The organism is Bacillus sp. PK6-013 (genome assembly GCF_054161445.1).
Genome location: NZ_CP096417.1, coordinates 2126442 through 2151466, shown reverse-complemented (window position 1 = coordinate 2151466; position 25025 = coordinate 2126442). Strand labels below are relative to the sequence as shown.

The 25025-nt window shown below is 47.4% G+C and carries 15 protein-coding genes; 9 read left to right on the top strand and 6 right to left on the bottom strand.

Going from position 1 to position 25025, the window contains the following annotated elements; translation table 11 throughout:
* Positions 1-103: 103 nt before the first annotated feature.
* The 3 genes from M1E03_RS10945 to gltB all read right to left on the bottom strand — a co-directional run bounded on the left by M1E03_RS10945 (position 104) and on the right by gltB (position 6601).
* Positions 104-304, bottom strand: a complete 201-nt coding sequence (locus M1E03_RS10945) for a hypothetical protein (RefSeq protein WP_020451719.1) — start codon at positions 302-304, stop codon at positions 104-106.
* 233 nt (positions 305-537) lie between these two features.
* Entirely contained in the window at positions 538-2019 is a 1482-nt protein-coding gene (gltD, locus tag M1E03_RS10940) for a glutamate synthase small subunit (RefSeq protein WP_020451720.1), read from the bottom strand.
* A gap of 16 nt (positions 2020-2035) precedes the next feature.
* The gene (gene gltB, locus M1E03_RS10935) at positions 2036-6601 is read right to left on the bottom strand and encodes a glutamate synthase large subunit (protein ID WP_256164076.1); all 4566 of its coding nucleotides are present in this window, start codon (positions 6599-6601) and stop codon (positions 2036-2038) included.
* Between the two features lie 148 nt (positions 6602-6749).
* Here gltB and M1E03_RS10930 point away from each other — a divergent pair, with 148 nt between their 5' ends.
* On the top strand, positions 6750-7652 hold the full coding sequence (locus M1E03_RS10930; protein ID WP_020451722.1) for a LysR family transcriptional regulator: 903 nt from the start codon (positions 6750-6752) through the stop codon (positions 7650-7652).
* Between the two features lie 156 nt (positions 7653-7808).
* On the opposite strand, the gene M1E03_RS10925 is transcribed toward M1E03_RS10930, so the two are convergent.
* Entirely contained in the window at positions 7809-7973 is a 165-nt protein-coding gene (locus M1E03_RS10925; RefSeq protein ID WP_023855739.1) for a hypothetical protein, read from the bottom strand.
* 69 nt (positions 7974-8042) lie between these two features.
* Complete coding sequence (locus tag M1E03_RS10920) at positions 8043-9959, bottom strand: di-heme oxidoredictase family protein (RefSeq protein ID WP_103750501.1); 1917 nt, start codon at positions 9957-9959, stop codon at positions 8043-8045.
* A gap of 130 nt (positions 9960-10089) precedes the next feature.
* Between M1E03_RS10920 and M1E03_RS10915 the strand changes: the two genes are divergently transcribed.
* The 5 genes from M1E03_RS10915 (at position 10090) to M1E03_RS10895 (ending at position 17272) form a co-directional block, all read left to right on the top strand.
* Positions 10090-11664, top strand: a complete 1575-nt coding sequence (locus tag M1E03_RS10915) for an alkaline phosphatase family protein (RefSeq protein WP_026579594.1) — start codon at positions 10090-10092, stop codon at positions 11662-11664.
* Between the two features lie 139 nt (positions 11665-11803).
* Positions 11804-12277 carry a MarR family winged helix-turn-helix transcriptional regulator gene (locus M1E03_RS10910; RefSeq protein WP_025811346.1) on the top strand — a complete coding sequence of 158 codons (474 nt, stop codon included), beginning with the start codon at positions 11804-11806 and terminating at the stop codon, positions 12275-12277.
* Positions 12274-14001, top strand: coding sequence for an ABC transporter ATP-binding protein (locus tag M1E03_RS10905; protein ID WP_458110784.1), 1728 nt, complete (start codon positions 12274-12276; stop codon positions 13999-14001). The genes M1E03_RS10910 and M1E03_RS10905 overlap by 4 nt, the downstream gene beginning before the upstream one ends.
* Positions 13998-15821, top strand: a complete 1824-nt coding sequence (locus M1E03_RS10900) for an ABC transporter ATP-binding protein (protein ID WP_026579592.1) — start codon at positions 13998-14000, stop codon at positions 15819-15821. Before M1E03_RS10905 ends, M1E03_RS10900 begins: the two co-directional genes overlap by 4 nt.
* Before the next feature lie 236 nt (positions 15822-16057).
* A complete protein-coding gene (locus tag M1E03_RS10895; protein ID WP_020451728.1) occupies positions 16058-17272 on the top strand; it encodes a cytochrome P450 in 1215 nt (404 codons plus the stop codon).
* Positions 17273-17318: 46 nt separating this feature from the next.
* Here M1E03_RS10895 and M1E03_RS10890 read toward each other — a convergent pair whose 3' ends face one another.
* Positions 17319-18035, bottom strand: a complete 717-nt coding sequence (locus M1E03_RS10890) for a 3-ketoacyl-ACP reductase (protein ID WP_020451729.1) — start codon at positions 18033-18035, stop codon at positions 17319-17321.
* A gap of 342 nt (positions 18036-18377) precedes the next feature.
* Between M1E03_RS10890 and ppsA the strand changes: the two genes are divergently transcribed.
* The 3 genes from ppsA (at position 18378) to M1E03_RS10875 (ending at position 25021) form a co-directional block, all read left to right on the top strand.
* Positions 18378-20972 (top strand): phosphoenolpyruvate synthase, encoded by a 2595-nt coding sequence (gene ppsA, locus M1E03_RS10885; RefSeq protein ID WP_048350721.1) that lies wholly within the window; start codon positions 18378-18380, stop codon positions 20970-20972.
* A 438-nt stretch (positions 20973-21410) separates the two neighbouring features.
* On the top strand, positions 21411-22835 hold the full coding sequence (locus M1E03_RS10880) for an MDR family MFS transporter (protein WP_026579590.1): 1425 nt from the start codon (positions 21411-21413) through the stop codon (positions 22833-22835).
* A gap of 146 nt (positions 22836-22981) precedes the next feature.
* On the top strand, positions 22982-25021 hold the full coding sequence (locus M1E03_RS10875) for a molybdopterin-containing oxidoreductase family protein (RefSeq protein ID WP_458110783.1): 2040 nt from the start codon (positions 22982-22984) through the stop codon (positions 25019-25021).
* The last annotated feature ends 4 nt before the right edge of the window (positions 25022-25025 follow it).

The following is a 25025-nucleotide window of genomic DNA, read 5'->3' as shown; positions in this document are numbered from 1 at the left end:
TAGAGCTTTTATCATATCGCTGTTATTATTCGTGGAAGCGTTTTGAAAAATTCATCAAAATGAAAAAAGCTGTCTGTTTCACCAGACAGCTTCGCTTTACCCATTACCAAGGGTACGGGTAGTAAGGGTAGTATGGATAAAAAGGAAAGAACGGATAGAAGAATGGATACGGATAAAACGGCGGTCTCGGTCTAGGGCGCGGTCTTGGCCGCGGATAGGGGTAGCCGCCGTAGCCGCCATAAGTAAAAGGCTGCTGTCTATCCGCATCCGTCCAGTCATCTTGATATTGATAAGTTTCTTCCACTGTTATAGCCTCCTTTATTGCGTTGCATACTTTAGGTTATGTTATATACCATTAAATGGAGTACGTACACAATTTTTTTATCATTGCCTTTGTATAAATTCGAACAAATAACGATATGGCAAGTCGAATCAGCAGGTGAATATTGTGAAGCAAACAAAAAAACAGCCTGCCCTGTCAACCTAAAGAAGGTCGCAGGACAGGCTTTATTTATATGATGTGAAAACCCCTTTGTTTTATGGCAGTACAGAACTTCCCATTAAATATTTGTCAACCTCACGGGCGACTTCGCGTCCCTCGTGAATCGCCCAAACGATCAGGCTCTGTCCTCTTCTCGCATCCCCTGCTGCGAAGACTCCATCGACATTCGTTTTAAATTCCCCGTATGCTGCGTCAACTTTATTTCTCACTGTATTTACCCCGAATTGTTCAAGCAGCGGCTGTTCCGTTCCTTCAAAGCCGATAGCGATAAAGACATATTGAGCAGGCCATACTTTTTCCGTGCCCGGAATTTCGTGAAACTCAAATTTTCCTTGATCATTCTTTACTTTTTTCATTTGAATCGTATGCAGTTCTTTCAAATGGCCGTTTTTGTCTGCGACAAGCTTTTTCGTTTGGATCGAATATTGTCTCGGATCGCTGCCGAATGCTGCTTGCGCCTCTTCATAAGCATAGTCCAGTGAATGGACATGCGGCTGTTCAGGCCACATATTTTCGGCGGTTCTTGTATCGGGCAGCTTCGGATGTTTGCCGAACTGGACGACGCTTCGCGCTTTTTGGCGCAAGGCCGTTGCAACGCAGTCTGCTCCGGTATCTCCCCCGCCGATGACGATGACATCTTTATTTTTCGTATTGATAAACTGTTTATCTTTAAAATTCGAATCGAGCATGCTTTTTATAGTGCCTGTTAAATAGTCCATGGCAAAGTGGACACCTTTTGCTTCCCGGCCTTCAATCAAGAGATCGCGCTGTTTTTGGGCTCCTGTGCAAAGGATAACCGCATCGTACTGTTCTTTTAGCTCGTCGGCTGTAATATCTTTGCCGATTTCCGTATTGGTGACAAAGTCGATGCCTTCCTGCGTCAATAGTTTGATGCGGCGTTCGACAACGCTTTTTTCAAGCTTCATGCTTGGAATGCCGTACATTAACAGGCCGCCCGGGCGGTCGCTGCGCTCGTAAACAGTGACCGAATGCCCCGCTTGATTCAATTGATCGGCGCTTGCCAGACCGGCAGGCCCTGAGCCCACGATCGCGATTTTTTTGCCGCTCCGTTTTTTCGGAATCCGCGGCTGAATCCATCCGTTTTCAAATCCTTTGTCAATAATCGTCCGTTCGATCCCTTTGATGGATACGGCCGGGTCGGAAATCGCCACCGTACAAGAGCCCTCGCAAGGCGCCGGACAGACCCGCCCCGTGAATTCAGGGAAGTTGTTTGTCTTCAGAAGGCGGTCAAGCGCTTCTTTCCACCTTCCCTTGTAAACGAGGTCGTTCCATTCAGGGATTAAATTGTGTATCGGACATCCTGACGTATAACCGCCTATATCCATGCCGATTTGACAAAAGGGGGTGCCGCAGTCCATGCAGCGCGCTCCCTGTCTTTTTGATGCTTCCTCAGAAAATGGAGACGAATATTCGTTCCAGTCATTTATCCGTGTGAGAGGATCGCGTTCAGCAGGCTTTTCCCGCTTGAATTCCATAAATCCTGTTGCTTTGCCCATTTTCCCCTCCCCTTTCTTACTGTGCCACCGCTTCTTTTGATGAAGCAGCCGCAGACGGTTCAATCTTTTGCTTCGTACCGGCTTCAAACGCGTACATCAGCGCTTCTTCATCAGACAAGCCGGCTTCTTTTTGCTCTTTAATCCGCTCTATCATTTGCTTGAAGTCTTTCGGAATCACTTTCACAAACCGGCCGACGGCCTCTTCCCAATGATCAAGTATCGAAGCTGCTTTTGAGCTTTCAGTATATCTGTAATGGTTTTCGATCATCGTTTTCAGTTCGGCGATTTCCTCAGGTGCTTCAAGTGTTTCAAATTCGATCATTTCAGGATTGCATTTCCGTTTAAAGGCTTTTTTGTCTTCGGCGTACACGTAGGCGATTCCGCCTGACATGCCCGCGGCAAAGTTTTTGCCGACGTCGCCGAGAATAGCGACGCGTCCGCCGGTCATGTATTCGCAGCCATGGTCGCCGATGCCTTCAACGACAACGCTGACTCCGCTGTTTCTGACGGCAAACCGTTCGCCGGCGAGTCCGTTAATATAAGCTTCTCCGCTTGTAGCACCGTAGAACGCAACATTTCCGACAATAACATTTTCACGGAATGCAGGGTTGAATTCGTCAGGCGCTTTGACGGCGATTTTTCCGCCTGAAAGACCTTTGCCGATATAATCATTGGCATCTCCTGTCAAATACATTGTCATTCCTTTTGGTACGAACGCGCCAAAGCTTTGCCCCGCTGAACCTGTGAATCTGAGCGTAATCGTATCTTCAGGGAGGCCTTCTTCGCCGTAGCGCTTAGAAATTTCACTTCCGGTTATGGCTCCTGTTACACGGTTGATGTTGCGGATTTCAAAGGATGCTTCCGCAGACGTGCCGTTTTCAACAGCTGACTGGACGGCGGGTAGAATTTGCGTAATATCAAGTGATTCATCGATTTTGTGGTTTTGCGGCGTACGGAATGTGCGTGCGCCTTCCGGCTGATATAGCAGGTTTGATAAATCGAGCTGACCCGCTTTCCAATGTGCTTTCGCCTGTTCGCTGACACGAAGGACATCCGTGCGGCCCACCATTTCATCAACTGTTCTGAAACCGAGCCGGGCCATCAATTCGCGAACTTCCTCTGCGACAAAGAGCATGTAATTCACGATATGATCCGGATCGCCCATGAACTTTTTGCGCAGCTCAGGGTTTTGCGTCGCTACCCCGACAGGGCAAGTATCCAAATGACAGGCTCTCATCATAACGCAGCCGAGAACAACGAGCGGCGCTGTGGCAAAACCGAATTCTTCGGCTCCTAAAAGCGCAGCCATGACAACGTCTCTGCCGGTCATTAATTTGCCGTCTGTTTCCAATACGACGCGTTCGCGCAAACCGTTCATCATCAGTGTTTGATGAGCTTCTGCGAGTCCAAGCTCCCACGGAAGGCCGGTATGCTTAATGCTTGTTTTCGGTGAGGCTCCAGTGCCCCCGTCATAGCCGCTGATGACGATAACATCGGCAGTCGCTTTGGCGACTCCGGCTGCAATCGTGCCGACCCCGGCTTTAGCGACAAGCTTTACACTGATCCGTGCATCGCGGTTGGCGTTTTTCAAATCGTGGATCAACTGCGCCAAATCTTCAATCGAGTAGATGTCGTGGTGCGGCGGCGGTGAAATCAAGCCGACCCCAGGCGTAGATCCGCGTACATTGGCAACCCATGGATACACTTTGTTGCCAGGAAGCTGTCCGCCTTCTCCAGGTTTTGCACCCTGCGCCATCTTAATTTGCAGCTCATCGGCATTGACGAGATAATGGCTCTTCACACCGAAACGGCCTGAAGCGATTTGCTTGATCGCGCTGCGGCGGTTATCGCCATTTGCGTCAGGCGTAAAGCGCGCCGGATCTTCTCCGCCTTCCCCGCTGTTGCTTTTTCCGCCGAGACGGTTCATTGCAATCGCCAGCGCTTCATGGGCTTCCTTGCTTAAAGAGCCGAATGACATCGCCCCTGTTTTAAAGCGGCGCACAATCGATTCAGCGGATTCGACCTCTTCAAGCGGCAGCGGCTTCCGGTTTTCATCAAATGAGAAGAGATTGCGGAGAAAACCGATTCTTTCTTCATCAGCTGCTTTCGAATATTGTTTAAACAGGCTGTAATCACCTTTGCGGCATGCCCATTGCAGCGTGTGAATCGTTTTCGGGTTAAAAGCGTGGTGCTCCCCGCCTTTTCTCCATTGAAAATCGCTTCCCGAATCAAGCGTTTCGCTGAATGTATCTTCATACGCTTCCCTGTGGCGGCGCTTCGCTTCTTCGGCAATCGTATCCAGACCGATTCCGCCGAGCTGTGATGCCGTTCCTGTGAAATAGCTGTCTATGACGTCTTTGCTGATCCCAACCGCTTCAAAAATCTGTGCGCCCCTGTAGCTTTGAACAGTGGAAATACCCATTTTGGACATCACTTTTACGACGCCCTCTGTCACGCTTTTGCTGTATTTTGTAACGGCTTCTTCATAGCTGATGGAAAGTGCTCCGTCTTCAATCGCCTGCTTGTATGTCGCATACGTGAGGTACGGATGAATGGCATCCGCTCCGTAGCCGATCAAGGCGGCAAAATGGTGAACTTCGCGCGCTTCACCGGATTGGGCGATAATGCTGACTTTCGTACGTTTTCCCGCGCGGACTAAATACTGATGCAAGGCACTGACGGCTAGCAGCGCAGGAATCGGCGCTTTCTGACCGTCCATTTTGCGGTCGGATAAAATAAGGAGAGTCACGCCTTCGGCGATCGCTCTGTCCACTTCTTTAAACATATCTTCGAGGCCGCTCTTCAAGTCGTCTGTAAAGAGCGTATGAATCGTCTTGCTTTTGAAATCCTTATGCACAAGTCCTTTTAAAGAATTGAACTGTGCGTTTGTCAAGACCGGTGTATACAATTTAATCCGGCGGCAGCTGCTTTCATTCGGATGGAGAATATCGCCTTCCGCTCCGAGCCATGTCAATGTCGAAGTGACGATCTGCTCGCGGATTGCATCAATCGGCGGATTTGTAACTTGTGCAAACAGCTGTTTAAAATAGTTGAACAGCGATTGCGGACGGTCTGACAACACCGCCAGCGGGACATCGTGGCCCATTGAACCGAGCGGGTCTTTGCCTTCTGTAATGACAGGAATTAAATATTTGTGAATATCTTCGTACGTAAAACCGAATGCTTTTTGGCGGGTCAATAGGTCAGGCACAGATTTTTCTTCGGTTTCCTCAATATCGTTTGAGACATGAACCAGTTCTTTACTGAGCCATTCCTGGTACGGAAACTCCCCGGCGATTTCGGATTTGACTTCTTCATCGGAGATAATCCGCCCTTCTTCAAGATCAACAAGAAGCATTTTCCCGGGATCCAGCCGGTCTTTATATAAGATGTTTTCCTGTTCGACATCAATCACGCCGACTTCGGAGGAAAAAATAAGGTAGTCGTCTTTAGTGACATAATAGCGAGCGGGTCTGAGCCCGTTCCGGTCTAAAATGGCTCCGATCTGTTTTCCGTTTGTAAATGAAATCGCAGTCGGGCCGTCCCATGGCTCCATTAAAGAGCTGTGATATTCGTAAAATGCCTTCTTTTCTTTTGACATGTACGGGTTCTCGTTCCACGGCTCCGGAATCAGCATCATTGCAGCATGGGCCGGATTCCTTCCAGCCAGAACAAAGAATTCAAAAGCGTTATCCAGGATCGAGGAGTCGCTTCCGTTTTCATCGAGGATTGGCAAAACCTTTGGCAAGTCTTCGCCGAACGCTTCGGAAACAAACTGCTGCTCCCTCGCTTTCATCCAGTTCATATTGCCGCGCAGCGTATTGATTTCCCCGTTGTGGATCAGATAGCGGTTCGGATGTGCCCTTTCCCAGCTCGGAAACGTGTTTGTGCTGAAACGGGAGTGAACCAATGCAAAAGCTGAGACGAAGTCCTCGTCCTGTAAATCTTCATAGAAAGCATCAACCTGCTCGGGTGTTAGAAGTCCTTTATATACGATGGTATTGCTAGAGAGGCTGACAAAATAGAACGTTTTGTCGTGTTCTTTCGCCCAATTTTCGGCCTGTTTGCGAATGATGTACAACTTCCGTTCGAATGCCAGATTGTCTTTCATCGCTTCATTTGCTCCGATGAATACCTGGCGGACGATTGGCGCGCTTTTCTGTGCGACTGTTCCGATTTTTCCGACATTTACAGGTACAGTTCGCCAGCCGAGCACTGTCTGTCCTTCCTGTTCGATCAGCTCGTTAATGCGCGCTTCGGTTTTTTCGCGCCCGCTGTCATCCTTAGAAAAGAAGATCATCCCGACGCCGTAGCGTCCTTTTTCAGGCAAGTTGAAACCGGCGCAGACTTTTTTGAAAAAAGCATCCGGAATCTGCATCATGATGCCTGCTCCGTCTCCGGTATGCGGGTCACTGCCCTGACCGCCCCGGTGGTCTAATTGGCAAAGCATTTGTAATCCTTTTTTGACAATATCATGAGTAGGAAGGCCCTTCAAATGAGCGTAAAGGCCGATTCCGCATGCATCATGTTCAAATTCAGGACGGTAGAGACCTTGTGCCTTTGGTAGTTGATTATAAGTCATTGTTCCTCTCCCCCGTTCATTTTTCCCGTTTGTCCCCGGTCATAAAATCTTACAAACTCTAATCCTATTGTAGGTTTTCAAATCTATACAAACAATATATAATTTAGATTAAAACTATCTCATTTTGAGATGAGCAGGTGAAACAACGATGGAATTACGCCAATTGCATTATTTTATGGAAGTTGCAGAAAGAGAGCACGTATCGGAAGCGGCCATGCACCTTCATGTCGCTCAGTCGGCGATCAGCAGGCAGATCGCCAATCTCGAAGAAGAGCTCGGTGTTGATTTGTTTGAGCGCGAAGGCCGCAATGTGAAGCTGACTCCGATCGGGAGACAGTTTTTAGACCATATTAAAACAGCGATGAAAGCGATCGATTTCGCGAAGGAACAAATCGATGAGTATTTGGACCCGAATCGCGGGACCGTTAAAATCGGTTTCCCGACAAGCCTTGCGGGCCAGTTCCTCCCGACGGTTATTTCCGCTTTTAAAGAGGAGCATCCTCATGTCGCTTTTCTTTTAAGGCAGGGATCTTATAAATTTTTAATCGAAGCGGTGAAAAACAGGGATATCGATTTGGCTTTTCTCGGTCCTGTTCCGTCAAATATCGCTGAGATTAAAGGGGACATTTTGTTTTCGGAAAGCCTTTTGGCACTCGTGCCGATCAATCATCCCCTATCAGGCCAGCAAAGCCTTCATCTCGGCGATCTCAGAAATGATCAGTATGTGCTGTTTCCAGACGGATACATCCTTCGAAAAATGGCTGTTGATGCATGCAAGCAAGTAGGATATACGCCTAAAATTTCCTCAGAGGGCGAAGATTTGGATGCGATCAAAGGGCTGGTTTCTGCTGATATGGGTGTGACGCTTTTGCCGGAAAGCGCCTTTAATGAAACGGCTCCCCGTTTTACAAAGAAGATCCCGATTGATTATCCTCAAGTAAAGCGCACAGTCGGAATCATCACCCCTAAAAACAGGGAGCTTTCCCCTTCTGCAAAAGTCTTTTATCAGTTCGTAAAGAAGTTTTTTTCTCGCCTTCAGCAATACCAATAGCCAGTATGACAACGAATTCAGCCGGGCGCAAAAGCTTGGCTGTTTTCATTTTATCATAAACAATGATTAATGTCTGAATTTTCTGTCCATTTATTCTCTGCGCATCTCTTCTATTGTAAAAAGCGCATCTTATATATGTATGTTTATCCCCTTTTTTTATGCTGATTTTTCATACTGACGCCAGTTTTTTCTGTCTGGAAACGGGCTCGCCTGCACTGGCTGCAGCCTGGAACCGGCCTTTGACTCGTCAAAACCGCTGAAGTGAATGACATATTCCGTCAGCCGGATCGCGCCGTCACAAAGGACCGAAAAGGCGATCATATCGCCGCTCCCGTGATGAAGTTTTAAAAAAAGCCGCCATTCAGGCGGCTTATCGTTTCATTTTATTCCTTACTTTTTCGGCATATCGGCATGGATTAAATAATGAATCAACGCTTTTTGCTCTTGTTCGGAAAAGCCGCTTTTGGCGTCGATCCAGAATTCATGCCCTTTGCCGGTTACCCTGACCGCTTTTAAGTCGGGCGATTCCGAATTGCTTTTGACGACCTGCTGTCTTAAATCTCTGTCGATCATCGCCAGCAAACTGTTATAAGGATCCGCCTGCTTACCGTTTATGACCGTCTTTGGTAAGCCTGTCTCTTTTAATGAGCTTCCCACTGCAACCCCTCCGTCGTGCAAATAAGGAGCGCGCCAGTAAACGCCGATCAGACTCGGCACTTTGTACCCGCCTTTGGAATCTCCCTGCGCCCAGGAAAGCTTGATCTGTTCGGGGTCAAACCCGGCTGTCGGGACTTTCAGGATCTTCGGTTTGCGCGGCAGAGGCACCGGTGTGTCAGGCGAATGAATAAGGCTTTTCCCGAATATGTTTTCCGTTTTCTTAAAAGACCGGGCCCTTGTCGGCTCGGTTCCGATTTTTTCAACCGAGATGACCTTGTTGTTCGTCAAATACCGGCCGGCATGACAGGATATGCAGCCCGCTTGTTCAAAAACACGCCTGCCGCGCCTGACGGTTTGGCTGTCGGTTTTTTGCCGCGGATCAGGAGGTCTAAGTGTATTTTGCCAGGCGGATACAGCGTTGTTTTCTTCATTCACTTTTCGTCCGGGTGAGCTCACAAGTACGCCGTCGGGCGCCGCCAATGTGATGTTAGGATAGTTTGGCGGCTTGACCATTTGGTTGACGCCCGGTACTCCGGGAGTGGGATCGGCTTTTTTGAAAAACGCAGTCGGACTTTCCTTTTTTTTCGGCTGATACCTGTATGTTGAGACGGGAGCCCTTTGCAGGATCGTCCCGATATAAACATCTTCGCTCATGCCGAAAAGCGCCCGGCTTGCCGGGGCTTGCGAGAGGCTGTCCGAATTTTGCGCATGAACATTATTGCTGAACACAGTCAAGCCTTTAAAAGGACCGGCCATTGCCGAACCGCTCCAGCTGTACGGATGGTCGCCCAATGTATAGGCATCCGGAATCTGCGTGGGATTGCTTTTCATATCGATCGTCGAGTCGAAAAAACCTCTCGGCCACTTCAGGAAAATGCGATCGACCGCATCTTCGAGGCGGTCCGGATCGGGAAGGCGTTCTTTTTTGCCGTTTCTGGCAGTGATCACAGGGCTTTTATCATTCATAAATTGTTGAATATTATCAATTTCGGCATGTGTAAAATAAGCCGCTGAATTTGTCGCCAGCGCCAGCATCAGCCCTGTATTTAAATCAGAGTTTGTCACGCCTTCCATCACCTTCATCGTTTTCGGATCGACTGCGGCGTGGCAGGCCGCACAGCTGATGCCGGCTTTGATTTTTCCGTCAGCGTATTTGAAAGGCATGCCGAGCGGTGCGTATGCCCCTTTTGGAACATCAATGCCGGTGTCGATCTTCTCGCCTTTTTTAAAGATTTTCCCGCCGACCTTAACCGTTTCAGCTAATTCGATGCGCAAGTTCGTCGTCCCTTTCCCTTTCAATCCGGCAATGGCTTTCGTCATGTTGGCTGCTGTAATGGGACCGTCAAGGAGTCCGATGATATCTGTCAAAAACACTTCGTTGCCGAAAGTTTCCTTGTAAAATGTCTCCCGTCCCAAGTCGAGAAGGCGGTCATCAACCTTTACAGCTCCCTCCTCTGCGGGGGCGGGCTTGTCCGGTGTAAATGCTCCCCATAGATCGTATCCGTGCACTCGTTTTTCTTTTGAGATGACTTTTTCTTTAGGAGGCATATATACATATTCCGGTTCAAGATGTCTGACCGTGATATAGCCAATTACGGCTAAAATCGCGATGATAGCAAATGCGGCTAACCATTTATGCTTATTCATCATTGACCCTCCTTTCTAATTGAATAGGATTCCCCAGAGCTGCAGTGAATCATTTAGAACGTATTACCAGCTATAACTTCCGGCGTCTCATGCCAGAATATGCATATGATGGGATTAAAGGAATGAGGCCATTTTGAAAAAGCTAAGCATTGTTCTTGCCATTTTTATATGTGCGCTAATTTCATTTATTATATGGCTGAATGCCGGGAATGAAAAATTGGGACTCCCGGATGAAGAAGCAGAGGCCGTCAAATCCTCCAAAAAACCGGTCATTGTCCTGATCATCGACTCTTTGATGGATCAGCCTTTGAAAAAAGCGATTCAAGCAGGCCGCGCCCCGGCATTAAAATTCTTTCTTGAAAACGGTCATTATGAACCTGAAGTGGTAAACGCGTATCCGACCATGTCGGTCTCGATTGACAGCACCCTGCTCACCGGAACTTATCCGAATATCCACCGCGTTCCCGGGCTCGTCTGGTATGATCAGGATGAACAGAGAATCGTGAATTACGGGAGCGATAAAAAAGAAATCGCCACACTCGGCATCAAACAAACGATCGAAGACGGGATATTTTCTCTTAATCACCGCCATTTAAGCCGGAAGGTGACAACGGTCCATGATGATTTGCAAGTGCGAGGAAAACAGTCGGCATCCATCAACGGGCTCATATACAGAGGGCCTGACCGCCACGAATTAAATATCCCGCCCCCGCTCAAAAAGCTTAAATTGATGCCTGAACATATGATGGTAAACGGGCCGGCTCTTTTTTCGTTCGGCCGCTTTGCCCAGCTCGATCCCGATAACCCCCACCACCATATTTGGCAAAGTTATGGCGTTAACGACAAGTTCACAGCACAGGAAGTGGCCTATTTAATTAAAAAGAGGAAGCTTCCTGCGCTGACTGTCGCCTACTTGCCCGATTTTGACCATGATGCACACAAAAAAGGCCCGATGGATATGAAAGGCCTCGAAAAAATGGACCAGCAGCTGCAGCGTATATTGAATGCATATGATTCTTGGCGCGATGCGGCCGAAAAAGCGGTATGGGTCGTCATGGGTGATGGCGGGCAGACAGCGATCGGACGCGATAAAGACAAGGCCGCCATCCGGCTTCATTCGCTTTTTAAAGGATACCGGATCGCTAAAATAAACGAAGCCCCCGATCGAAACGCCCAGCTTCTTTTTGCAGTAAACGACAGAATGGCATACATTTATGTCACGGATCGAAACATGCCGCTGCAAGGTGCCGTCAATGAATTGAAAAAAGACGAACGAATCGCTTTCACAGCGTGGAAAAAAAGCGGCTGGATATATGTTGATTCGAAGCGTTCTTTAAAACCGCTTCGGTTTCGTCCAAAAGGCGGCTATCAAGATCCTTACGGGCAGTCATGGACGATCAGCGGAGATTTTTCTTTATTGGACATTAAAGCAGACGGCGTCTCGATCCAATACGGCGATTACCCGGATGCTCTTGCCCGCCTATACAGCGCCATGCATTCGCATCGCGGACAGTTTGTGATCGCCGACGCGAAACCCGGGTTCCAATTTGCCGGCGAAAAGTCTCCCCTCCATTTTGGCGGAGGCGGCCATGGCTCACTTTATAAAACGGATAGCTTGGCTCCGATGATCATCGTCGGTTCGGAAAAAGTTCCGGAACATCTTCGCCACCTTGAAATGAAAGATTTTTTTATGAAGCTCGTACAATGACCCGGTCATGTCATCAATGATCGGGTTTTTTCTTTTTTATAAGTTTCTTCTTTGACAATCTTTTGTTGTTCTATGTATGATAATACCGTGTTTTAGTTTATTTACTTAATTAATTAAAATGGAGAAGCAGGTGCTTTTTATGAAACAAGATAAAGTCAGCCGCAAGACCGTTGTGCAGTTGATCGAAGCTTTCAACCGGCTGCGGTATGCGGAAATGAAGCAGTCTTTTCCTGCGGTTGAATGGAAAAAGACTGAGGCAAAAGCGCTGATGCTTTTAAATGAAGCAAGCGGTGAAGGCAAAATGGCATCCGAAATCAGCCGCGCTCTGCATGTCACCTCCCCTTTCGTCACGCAGATGTTGAACAGAATGGAAAAAAAAGGGCTCGTTTTTCGGCGCATGGATGAGGATGACAGGAGGATCGTCCGGATTTTTTTAACCGATGAAGGAAAAAAAGCGGCGGACGATGCGCTTAAAGGGCTGAACCGGTGGTTCCTGCAGCTCACTCGGTTTCTGGGCGAGGATGAAAGCAGGCAGTTCGCCGATTTGATTCATAAGTTATCCGAGTTTATCGAACACGGAGAAAAAACAAGTGAAAAGAAGGTTGAAAAATGATCTCACTCTTAAAATATTTAAAGCCTTATAAGCTGCAAGTGATTCTTGTCGGTGTTTTTACTTTGCTGAGCAGTGTGCTTGAGCTTTATTTGCCGACGTTAATGGCAGATGTCGTTGATGTCGGAATCGTGAACGGCGACATGCCATTCATATTGAGAACCGGCGGCTGGATGATCGCCTGCTCCCTTCTGGCCATCATCATGACTGTCGGAAAAGCGTTTTTCGCTTCGGAAACAGCCCTCGGCTTTGGAAGGGATATCAGGCGCAAGCTGTTTGTCAAAGTTGAACACTATTCAATGGATGAATTCGGAAAAATCGGTTCTGCTTCTCTCATTACCCGTACCACAAATGATGTCAAGCAAGTCCAGGATGTACTCAACATGATGCTTTCATTGATGACAAGAGCGCCGTTAATGCTGGTCGGCGGTATTGTGCTTGCCGTGTCCAGAGATGCCAAGCTGTCGATTATATTTCTGGCCGCTCTCCCGATCCTTGCGGGGCTGATTTTTCTCATTACAAGAAAAGCTGTTCCCTTATTCGGCGTTCTTCAAAAAAAGACGGATCGTCTCAACCTTGTTCTTAGGGAAGGTTTGACTGGAGTTCGCGTCGTTCGCGCCTTTAACCGAGTTGATCAAGAAAAAGCCCGTTTTCAAAAGGCAAACGAAGAGTTTCGCGATACAGGCATCGCCGTCAACAGAATTATGGCTTTTCTATTTCCTGTCATGATGATTATGATGAATTTCACGAACATCGCGATTATCTGGTTCGGAGGCATCCGCATCGATCAAGGCAGCATGCAGGTCGGGAACTTAATGGCTTTCCTTCAATATGCATCCATGATTCTAATCGCGCTGATCATGCTTGCGATGACATTCGTGATGATCCCAAGGGCTCAGGCATCTGCCGACCGCATTAACGAAGTGCTGTTAACAGTGCCTTCGATTACCGATCCGAAAGAGCCGCAGAAAGACAGCGGCTTGCGCGGTTATGTGGAATTTCAAGATGTGACTTTTCGTTATGCCGGAGCTGAAAAGCCCGTTCTCGAAAATATTACGTTCAAGGCAAAACCGGGTGAAACGACTGCGATCATCGGCAGCACAGGGGCCGGAAAAACGACGATCCTTCAATTGATCCCGAGATTTTTCGATATTGAAAAAGGGTCTGTGCTTGTCAACGGAACAGATGTCAGAAAGATGGCGCAAAAGGAGCTTCGCGCGAAAATCGGCTATGTCCCGCAAAAAGCTTCAATATTCAGCGGGACGATCAAGGACAATATCCGATTTGGCAAAGAAGATGCAACAGATGAAGAAATTTTGGAAGCACTTGAAACGGCACAGGCTGCCGAGTTTGTGGAAGGCAAGGAAAATGGAATTGAATCTGATATCGAGCAGGCCGGAGCCAACCTTTCAGGCGGCCAGAAACAGCGGCTTTCCATCGCCCGGGCATTGGTCAGAAAACCGGAAATTTATTTATTTGACGACAGCTTTTCGGCGCTTGATTACAAAACGGATCAAAAGCTGAGAAAAGCGCTTCAGAAAACTACCGCTGATGCCGCCGTCATTATTGTTGCCCAAAGGGTAAGCACGATTACAGATGCGGACCAAATCATCGTATTAAATGAAGGAAAAATAGCCGGTATCGGCACCCATCAACAATTGCTTGCTGAAAATGGAATTTACCAGGAAATTGTGGCATCACAGCAGGCCGAGGAGGAAAGCGCATGAGCCAACAACAAAAGCATCACGGCTCGATACCAAAAGGAATGCACGAGACAAAACCGAAAGAATTTAAAAAGACCCTCTTGAGATTGGCCCGCTATTTAAAACCGCGGACCTTCCAGCTGGTGCTCGTTGTCTGTGCTGCAATATTGGCGACGTTGTTTAATGTCATCAGTCCAAAACTTCTCGGAGATGCGACCTCTTCCCTTTTCGCAAGCTTTACAGAAGGCACCGGTGTTCAATTCGGCTTTCTCGGCCGGATCACGATGATCCTGGCAGGACTGTATCTGCTTTCTGCTTTCTTTACGTTCTTGCAGCAATACCTGATGGCCGGCGTAGCCCAGAAAACGATATACGAAATGCGCCAGGAAGTGAATGAAAAGCTGACGCGGCTCCCTTTAAAGTACTATGACAAGCATTCGCATGGCGATACGCTCAGCCGCGCCGTCAATGATATTGACAATATTAATACGTCACTGCAGCAGGCGCTGACGCAAATGATTACGTCTGTCATTACCATAGTCGGAATCATCGTCATGATGCTCCTGATCAGCCCTGTGCTGACGCTCGTCGTCTTCATCACGGTTCCGCTCAGCATGCTCGCTGTCCGATTTATCGCCTCATTTTCGCAGAAACACTTCGGCACGCAGCAGAAAGAACTCGGCGACATCAACGGACACGTTGAAGAGATGTTTACAGGGCACCAGGAAGTAAAGGCATTCGGTCATGAAGAAAAAGCGATTCAGCAATTCAATGAAGTGAATGAGCGTCTTTACCAGTCAGGCTGGAAAGCGCAGTTTATTTCAGGTCTGATGATGCCGATCATGACATTCATCGGCAACCTCGGCTATGTGTTTGTCAGCATAACCGGCGGTATTTTCGTTCTTAACGGCACCCTCTTAATCGGAGGCGTGCAGGCTTTTATCCAATACACGCAGCAATTTTCCCAGCCGCTCGTTCAAGCTGCCGGAATCGCGAATACAATCCAATCGGCAATCGCATCCGCCGAAAGGGTGTTCAGTCTTTTAGACGAAGACGAGGAAACCGAGGAGACGCCGGCTTCCATCGATACCGGCGCATTAAAAGGCGATGTATCGTTTGAACGTGTCGCCTTCGGCTATGATAAAAACGTTCCGGTCATCCGCGATTTAAGCCTCCATGCCAAAGAAGGCCAGACAATTGCGATCGTCGGACCGACTGGTGCAGGAAAAACGACGATCATCAATTTGCTGATGCGGTTTTATGAATTAAACAAAGGCAGCATCAAGGTCGGCGGCACTGACATCAGCGAACTGTCGCGCGAACAGGCCAGAAGCATGTTTGCGATGGTTTTGCAGGACACATGGCTGTTCAACGGCACCATCCGCGAAAACATCGCCTACGGACGTGATGGCGCAACAGATGAAGACATCATCAGGGCGGCAAAAGCCGCCTATGCCGACGATTTTATCCGTACCTTGCCGGACGGCTATGATACGGTACTGGGCGAAGATGCCCAAAACATCTCGCAAGGGCAGCGGCAGCTCCTCACGATCGCGAGAGCCATTTTAGCCGATCCGAAGATTTTAATATTGGATGAAGCGACTAGCAGTGTCGACACCCGGACGGAAATGAATATTCAAAAAGCGATGAACAAACTGATGGCTAACCGCACGAGTTTTGTCATCGCCCACCGTCTTTCTACCATTAAAGATGCCGACCTGATTCTTGTGATGAAAAACGGAGATATTATTGAAAAAGGCAGCCATGAAGAGCTTCTCCGCGAGAACGGTTTTTACGCCGATTTGTATAACAGCCAGTTCTCCCGGGAAGAAGCCGTAAGCTGAAAGATCGAGGCCGTACCTGATCAGGTGCGGCCTCGTTTTTTTCATCCATCTCTGAGCTGATGTTCCCGGTGTTGTGAGCATACCTCGCCTTTTTTCCTTTTTTAGATCCGATACTTTCGGCCAATTGACAATTTTTTCATGATATGTCCGTTGAAACCGTTGTAAAAATAGTGATAACGTAAAGATTGAACCGGTTCATCATGTATAAACGATTCATGTTAAAGGAGAGAGTTGACGTGGCAAATTCAAATTCACTTCAATCAAGCAAGCACTATGCCAATTGGATTCCGATGAAAGAAATCAGCTCCAGTAATGACCGGCTGTTTCCGTTCCCGATTTATAACCGGATCAGAAAGACGTCTCCTGTGCGTTACGATGATGAGCGAAAATGCTGGGATATCTTTTCGTATGAAGACGTTCAATTCGTGTTAAAAAACCCGAAGCTTTTCTCTTCAAAACGCGGCGGTAATATGGAAGGAAAAAGCATATTAACAATGGACCCGCCGAAACACACAAAAATGAGGGCCATCGTTAATAAAGCTTTTACGCCGAAAGCGGTGAAAGAGCTTGAGCCGCATATCGAAGAAGTGACGGCTTTTTTATTTAACGAAGCGAAACAGAAGGATTTGTTTGATGTGGTGGATGACTTGGCTGCTCCCCTTCCCGTCATTATCATTGCTGAACTTTTGGGCGTTCCGGCTGAAGACCGCCTCATGTTTAAACATTATTCAGACATCCTTGTCGCAGGTGCGGAAGACCGCTCGGCTGAAGCCGCTGAACAGATGTACAAACGCCGTGAAGAAGGCAATCGGTTTTTGGCGGATTATTTTAAAAACATTATCAAGCAGCGCAAAAAAGAGCCAAAAGACGACCTGATTTCGCTTTTGCTACGGGCAGAAGTTGACGGCAAGTCGCTGACAGAAGAAGAACTGCTGAATTTTTGCATCATTCTTTTGGTCGCAGGCAACGAAACGACAACTAACCTGATCGCAAACAGCGTCCGCTATCTCACCGAAGACAAAGCCACACAGGAAGCCGTAAGGCAAGATTTGTCCCTCGTTCCTGTTTTTGTTGAAGAAACACTGCGGTATTATCCGCCCGTGCAAGCAATCGGCCGCACGGCGGCTGAAGACCTTGACATCAAAGGCGTGCGGATTGCAAAAGGTTCCACGGTGATCAACTGGGTCGCTTCAGCGAACCGTGACGAACTGAAATTTGACGACCCTGACAGCTTTAAGCTTGATCGTAAATCAAACCCTCATATGAGCTTCGGCTTCGGCATCCACTTTTGTCTCGGTGCTCCCCTTGCCCGGCTTGAAGCGAAAGTCGCACTCGATTACTTGCTGCGGCATGCATCCGTGGAAAAGGACAGCTCAGAGGAGCTTGAAGCGATTCAAAGTCCGTTTGTCTTCGGCGTCCGTCATCTCCCCGTACGCCTTTCGCAAAAATAGCACGAAAAAAGGACAGGCTGTTTCAAGCCTGTCCTTTCCTGATTGTTTAAGGGTTTGTAGACCACATGCCCGCTGATTTAATAAAAATGCGCGGATGCAGTTTAAGTTGGGCAACCATGTATTCCGCCAGATCTTCAGGCTGCATGACGCGTTCCGGATTGCCGTCTGTTAATTTGGAGTCGATTGCCAAGTCCGTCGCAACCGTGCTCGGTGTAAGAGCACTCACGCGGATATTGTGCTTTCTGACTTCCTGCATCAGCGATTCGGTCAGTCCGAGTACCGCGAACTTAGACGCGCTGTAGGCGCTTGTCCCGGCTGCTCCTCTTTGGCCTGCTGTAGAAGAAATATTAATAATATCGCCGGCTTTTCTTTCGATCATTTCAGGCAGAACGGCGCGTGTTACATTATAAACTCCCATCAGATTCACCTGGACAATATTTTCCCACTCCTCGGGGGATTGCTCAAGAAATCCTGCAAACCCGCCGATCCCGGCATTGTTAATGAGAATGTCGATTTGTCCAAGCTCTCCTTTTACGGATTGGACTGCACGTTCTACAGCTGTTAAATCCTTTACGTCAGCTGCGGCTACAGATACTTTTACGCCGAACGCCTTTAATTCCTCTGCTGCTTTTTCAAGATTCGCAGCTGTACGGCCGATAAGGCCGATATGTACGCCTTCTTTTGCAAGGGCAATCGCTGTTGCGCGGCCGATCCCTCTTCCCCCTCCTGTAATCAGAGCGGTTTTGTTTTGTAAAGATTGCATATGAAAAACTTCCTTTCTATATGTATCACACGTTTAAATTATAGGAAAATAAACTACGTTTTTGCAAATATGACGACTTGCGAAGAATAAACCGCCTGCGCAGCTGGCATCTTCCGCGAACCGACCGGATTAAATCGGCCATCGTTATATTCGATTGCATGAAGAAACAAAAAAAGAACCATGGTTTTACCAGGTTCTTTTAATATTGCATAAAAACAGACGCAATGATATAATCAGATCACGCACGTTTAAAATTAAATGTCATAGATATCCCATCTTACATTTTAAGTCTACCATATCAGAAAGCTCTTGTCAAATTTTTTTTCGAAGGAGAGATGCAGAATGAGTCATTTCGTTCTCGGTTTTCATGAAATGGAAAAAACACAGCTTTTGCTTGTCGGGGGAAAAGGGTTAAATTTAGGGGAATTATCAAAAATTCAAGGAATACAAGTACCAGAAGGCTTTTGCGTCACGACAGCAGGATTTCAAAAAGCCGTCAAGGGAAACGAAACGTTCCAAGCGTTGCTGGCTCAACTGGCCATGCTAAAAGTTGAGGATCGGGATCAAATTAGTGACATCAGCAGGAAGATTCGGCAAATCATTATGGAAGCAGAAATTCCTGCTGATGTTGTGAAAGCAGTTGCTCACTATCTCTCTCAATTTGGCGAGAAACATGCTTATGCAGTGCGTTCTAGCGCGACTGCCGAGGATTTGCCGCATGCTTCTTTTGCGGGTCAACAAGATACCTATTTAAATGTTATCGGCAAGGATGCGATCTTGCAGCATATCAGCAAATGCTGGGCTTCCCTGTTTACGGAGCGCGCGGTCATCTACCGTATGCAGAATGGATTCGATCACAGGCAAGTTTATTTATCCGTTATCATTCAAAAGATGGTTTTCCCGCATGCTTCAGGGATTTTATTTACCGCTGATCCGATGACTTCCAACCGGAAACTGCTTTCAATCGATGCTGGTTTTGGACTTGGAGAAGCTCTGGTCTCCGGCTTGGTCTCTGCCGATTGTTATAAAGTGCAAAACGGACAAATCGCCGATAAGAGAATAGCGGCCAAGAAATTGGCGATTTATGGACGAGCACAAGGCGGAACAGAGACAAAGCAGATCGATCCTGATCAGCAGATGTCTCAAGCACTCACTGATGGGCAAATTTTACAGCTGGCACGTATCGGAAGACAGATCGAAGCTCATTTCGGCCAGCCGCAAGATATCGAATGGTGTTTGGCTGATGATACATTTTATATTGTTCAGAGCCGGCCGATCACGACTTTATTCCCGATCCCTGAAGCGAATGATCAAGAAAATCACGTCTATCTATCTGTTGGTCATCAGCAAATGATGACTGATCCCATTAAACCGTTGGGATTGTCTTTTTATCTGTTAATTACTCCTGCACCTATGCGTAAAGCCGGCGGGAGATTGTTTGTTGATGTTGCGCCTAGGCTGACGACACGTGCCGGCCGGGAAGCTTTATTAAACACCGTGGGAGCAGATCCGCTTACAAAAGACGCACTCATGACCGTAATCGAGCGAGATTTTATAAAATTGATGCCAAATGATCAAACAGCACCGATTCCGGGCAACGGTCAAACAGATATGCCGGTGCAATTCGAGAACGATCCGACAATCGTTTCTGATTTGATGAAGCGCAATCAAACATCGATCGAAGAGTTAAAGCAAAACATCCAAGCGAAATCGGGATCGGACTTGTTTGATTTTATACTGGAAGATATCCAGCAATTAAAGAAGATCGTATTTGACCCGCAAAGTACGGCTGTGTTTATGGCTGCTATAAATGCGACAACATGGATCAATGAAAACATGAACAAGTGGCTAGGCGAAAAAAACGCCGCTGATACCCTTTCTCAATCTGTACCGGGCAATATTACTTCGGAAATGGGTCTGGAGCTGATGGATGTCGCGGATGTGATTCGCCCTTATCCAGAAGTGATTGATTATTTGCAGCATGCAAAAGAAGATAACTTTCTCGATGAACTGGTTAAGTTTGATGGTGGAAAGGAAATTCAAGACGCTATTTATGATTATCTCAGCAAATACGGAATGCGGTGTCCCGGAGAAATTGATATTACAAGACCTCGCTGGAGTGAAAAACCAATTACACTTGTCCCCATGATTCTTAGTCATATCAAAAACTTCGAGCCTAACGCCGGCAATCGAAAGTTTGAGCAAGGGCTGCGGGCTGCTTTGGAAAAAGAACAAGAGTTAATTGATCGATTGAAGCAATTGCCGGATGGTGAACAAAAAGCTAAAGAAACAAAACGAATGATCGATCTCATCCGGAATTTCATCGGCTACCGGGAATATCCAAAATACGGCATAGTCAGTCGCTACTTCGTATATAAGCAGGCATTGCTGAAAGAAGCCGAACAACTCGTACAAGCGGGCGTTATTCATGAAAAAGAAGATATATACTACCTCACTTTTGAAGAGCTTTACGAAGTCGCACGCACAAAAAAAATAGATAACCAGATCATCAGCAAACGGAAAGACGAGTACAAATTATATGAAAAACTAACTCCACCGCGTGTGATCACGTCTGATGGCGAAATCATTACAAGTGCGTACAAACGAGAAAATTTGCCGCCTAATGCGATTGCAGGCCTGCCTGTTTCTTCCGGAGTGATAGAAGGAAGAGCACGTGTCATTTTAAACATGGAAAATGCCGATCTGGAAGATGGAGATATATTAGTCACCTCCTTTACAGACCCAGGCTGGACACCATTATTTGTATCCATAAAAGGCCTGGTCACCGAAGTCGGCGGATTGATGACCCACGGAGCAGTGATCGCACGCGAATATGGCCTGCCGGCAGTCGTCGGAGTGGAGAATGCGACTGGGCTGATAAAAGATGGGCAACAAATTCGCGTGCATGGCACAGAGGGATATATCGAAATATTGTAATGGTGTCTGTTGCCCAAATAAATACGGGAGTCGACAGTGCATTTAAAAGAACTCTTCAGATTTAGTATCTATCAGGGAAAGGATCCGGAGATAAATTTCTTCAGTCAGAACAGCTGCCAGCAATACAGGTAAATTATACCTGTAATAATCGGCTGATTTGACTGAAAAGATGATCTATGTCCTTCCCTCCCTGTCTTTTCATAATCATCCATACGTTAACTTCAAAAGATGAACCTGACAATTTTATTGTAAATATGGGTGAAACCGAGTATACTCATATAGTTGCCAATCATGAAGAAAAACAATGAACGGCGGTGGAGACACGTTATTATATAAGATGAAAAACGAAAGAAACAAATTGGGACTCCGGATATCTGGGAATCCTACATATCATTTGTCGTCATGTTTTTGGGTAAATTGTATTACAGGAGGTTTGATATGGAGAAAAAGTTTAATTCCAAAGCAATATTAGTCACCTTCATGATTGGTGCATTTTTTGCAATATTAAATGAAACGCTGTTGAACATCGCATTAACAGAGCTGATGGAAGTCTTTCACGTTGATGCCCCGACTGTTCAATGGCTGGCAACCGGATTTATGCTTGTCATGGGTGTTTTAATGCCTATTTCCGCTTTACTGATTCAATGGTTCACGACAAGACAGATGTTTATCGGCGTCATGTCGATTTTTTTAGTCGGAACCATCATCGCCGCTTGTGCAGTGAATTTTCCGATGCTCTTGACGGGGCGCATGATTCAGGCGGTCGGTACAGGTCTCTTGATCCCTATTATTATGAACGCGCTCTTGCTCATTTATCGGCCTGAAGTCCGCGGGAAAATCATGGGGACGTTCGGTTTGGTCATCATGTTTGCTCCGGCGATCGGCCCCACTCTTTCGGGCGTCATTGTTGACATCCTCGGCTGGCGCTGGCTGTTTATTATCGTCATCCCTTTTGCAGTATTTTCAATCTTGTTTGCGGTGAAGTATTTGCAAAATGTCGGAGAAGCGACGCGCCCGCGGGCTGATTTTTTATCGATCGTTCTCTCAACCATCGGGATCGGCGGAATCGTATACGGATTCAGCAGTGCCGGAGAGGCTCCGGAAGGGTTTCAGTCCCCTCTGATCATCGGTGTAATCATCGTCAGCCTGATCAGTATCGTGTTGTTCGTGCTTCGTCAGCTGAAGCTTGAACAACCGTTGCTCGATGTGCGTGTGTTCGCCTATAAAAATTACACGCGCGGGGTCTGCCTATTTGTGATTGTCATTATGGCGATGTTCGCTTCCGAAATCGTGATGCCGATGTATTTGCAAGGACCGCTTGGTTTTACAGCCAAAGCAGCAGGGCTTTTACTTTTGCCCGGGGCCTTGCTAAACGGTCTCATGTCACCGGCCATGGGCGCTTTATTCGATAAGTTCGGGCCGAGAAAACTCATCATTCCGGGTACGATCGTTCTCGTCGGCGTGATGTTTTTCTTCAGCAGGATCAATCCTTCGGTGCCGGTCTGGGCGTTTATTATTGTGTACATCATCTTGATGCTGTCGATCTCAGCCATCATGATGCCTGCGCAGACGAATGCATTAAACGAATTGCCGAAACATTTATATCCTCATGGAACGGCAATCGCCAACACGCTTCAGCCTGTTGCAGGCGCACTCGGTGTTTCGGTGTTCGTCAGCATCATGAGCCAAGGCCAGAAAAGCTATCTTGCCGGACAAGAAGCCGCAAGCCCACAAATCGTGCATGAAGCGATGACTCACGGTGTTCACCATGCCTACTGGTTTGCGCTTGCTTTATGCTGTATCGCTTTCTTTACCGCTTTATTTATTAAAAAAGCGGTCGCGCCTGATTTTGATAAAGAATAAACAAAAACTTAAAGGATGTCCTTCCAGGGGCATCCTTTTTTATCGTTGTTCTGCCGCGATTCTTTCGGCTCTTATTTTCAGAATTGACGAGATTTTGTGATATAATGCTAGAATCATATTCATTTTATCGGAAAGGAACGGATTCCATGGAGTCATTTGTTGATCAAAAAGAAGGGATTTTCAAATCCGTATGTTCGCTCGACTGCCCGGATCAATGCGGGCTGCTCGTTCATAAAAAAGACGGAAAAATCGTTAAAATACAAGGCGACCCGGACCATCCGGTCACACAGGGCAATATTTGCAATAAAGTCCGCAATATGACGGAGCGTATTTATGATCCCAAACGGCTGAAAACTCCGCTGAAACGGACGGGTCCAAAAGGTGACGGGATTTTTGAACCGATCAGCTGGGATGAAGCAATTGAAACGATTCGCTCCCGCTGGCAGTCGCTCATTGAACAGGAAGGCCCCGAAAGCATTCTGCCCTACAGCTTTTACGGCAATATGGGGAATTTGACGGCTGAAGGAATGGACAGGCGCTTTTTTCACCGCCTCGGGTCGAGCCAGCTTGACCGGGCGATTTGCACTCCTGCCGGTTCTGTCGGCTATAAATACACGATGGGCGGAAGCATCGGCACAGACCCTGAAGATACAACGGAAACAAAACTGTTTATCTTTTGGGGAATCAATGCAGTCTCAACCAACATGCATCAAATCACTATTGCTCAAAAAGCCCGGAAAAACGGTGCAAAAATCGTTGTGATCGACGTTCATAAAAATCAGACCGGGCGGATGGCGGATTGGTTTATTCCGATTCGTCCCGGCACGGACAGCGCGCTTGCGCTTGGCATTATGCATGTCTTATTCGAGGAAAATTTGGCTGATGAACCATTTCTGAAAGAATTTACAGTCGGCCATGAAGAGCTCCGTCGCCATGTACTGCAATACGATCCCGCCACTGTAGAGGCAATCACCGGCGTATCCCGGAATGATATTATCGAGCTCGCCCGCTTGTACGGCCGCACCTCCCCTTCCCTGATCCGGATCGGCAACGGTCTTCAGCATCATGACAATGGAGGAATGATTGTTCGCACCATCGCGTGCCTGCCCGCGATCACGGGCCAATGGACGAAAAAAGGAGGCGGAGCGATCAAAGGCAACACGGCATTTTTGGCCTATAATACAAAAGCTTTGCAGCGTCCCGATTTACTAAAAGGCAGAACGCCGAGAGTCATCAACATGAATCAGCTCGGCAAAGCTCTCCTAGAAACCGAGCCTCCGATCCGTTCGCTGTTTGTGTACAGCAGCAATCCGGCCGTCGTCGCGCCGGAGGCGAACAAAGTCAGGAAAGGGCTTGAGCGCGAAGATTTATTCACGGTTGTTCACGATTTATTCCTGACGGAAACGGCACGGTATGCCGATATCGTCCTGCCGGCTTCTTCCGCTTTCGAAAATACGGATTTCTATACATCATATTGGCACCATTATGCGCAAATTCAGCAGCCTGTTATTGAAAAATACGGTGAGAGCAAGTCAAATACAGAAGTATTCAGACTTTTGGCTGAGGCGCTGGGCTTTGATGATGAACCGCTGAAAGATTCCGACGAAGAGATGATCAGACAGGCGCTTGACTACCCTGATAATCCGTGGCTCGACGGCATTGACTACGACAGCCTGACTGAAAAGCATTTTGTCAAAGCCAATCGGAAAACGATTTTTCCTGATAAACTGCCAACGCCCAGCGGAAAAATTGAATTGTACTCAAAACTGATGGAACAGCACGGCTATCCGGGCCTGCCGACTCATACCCCGCTTGTTGAAACTGACAAGTATCCGTTTTTATTTGTACCCGGACCGAATCATAATTTTTTAAATTCGACCTTTTCAAACAATGAAAAGCATATCAAACTAGAAAAGGAGCCGAAACTTCACTTAAATAGAAAGGATGCCGAAGAAAAAGGCATCGAAAACGGAGATTTGGTGAAGGTTTGGAATGACCGCGGATCATGTATCCTGCCCGCTGCGGTCGGAGAACACGTCCTTCCGGGTGTGGCCGTCAGCCAAGGATTATGGGCGGATGCAGATGGGAAGCATTATCTCGTCAATGCGCTGACGCCTGATCGATTAGCTGATATGGGCGGTGGAGCAACTTTCTTTTCCGGAAGAGTTCAAATTGAAAAAATATGAACGT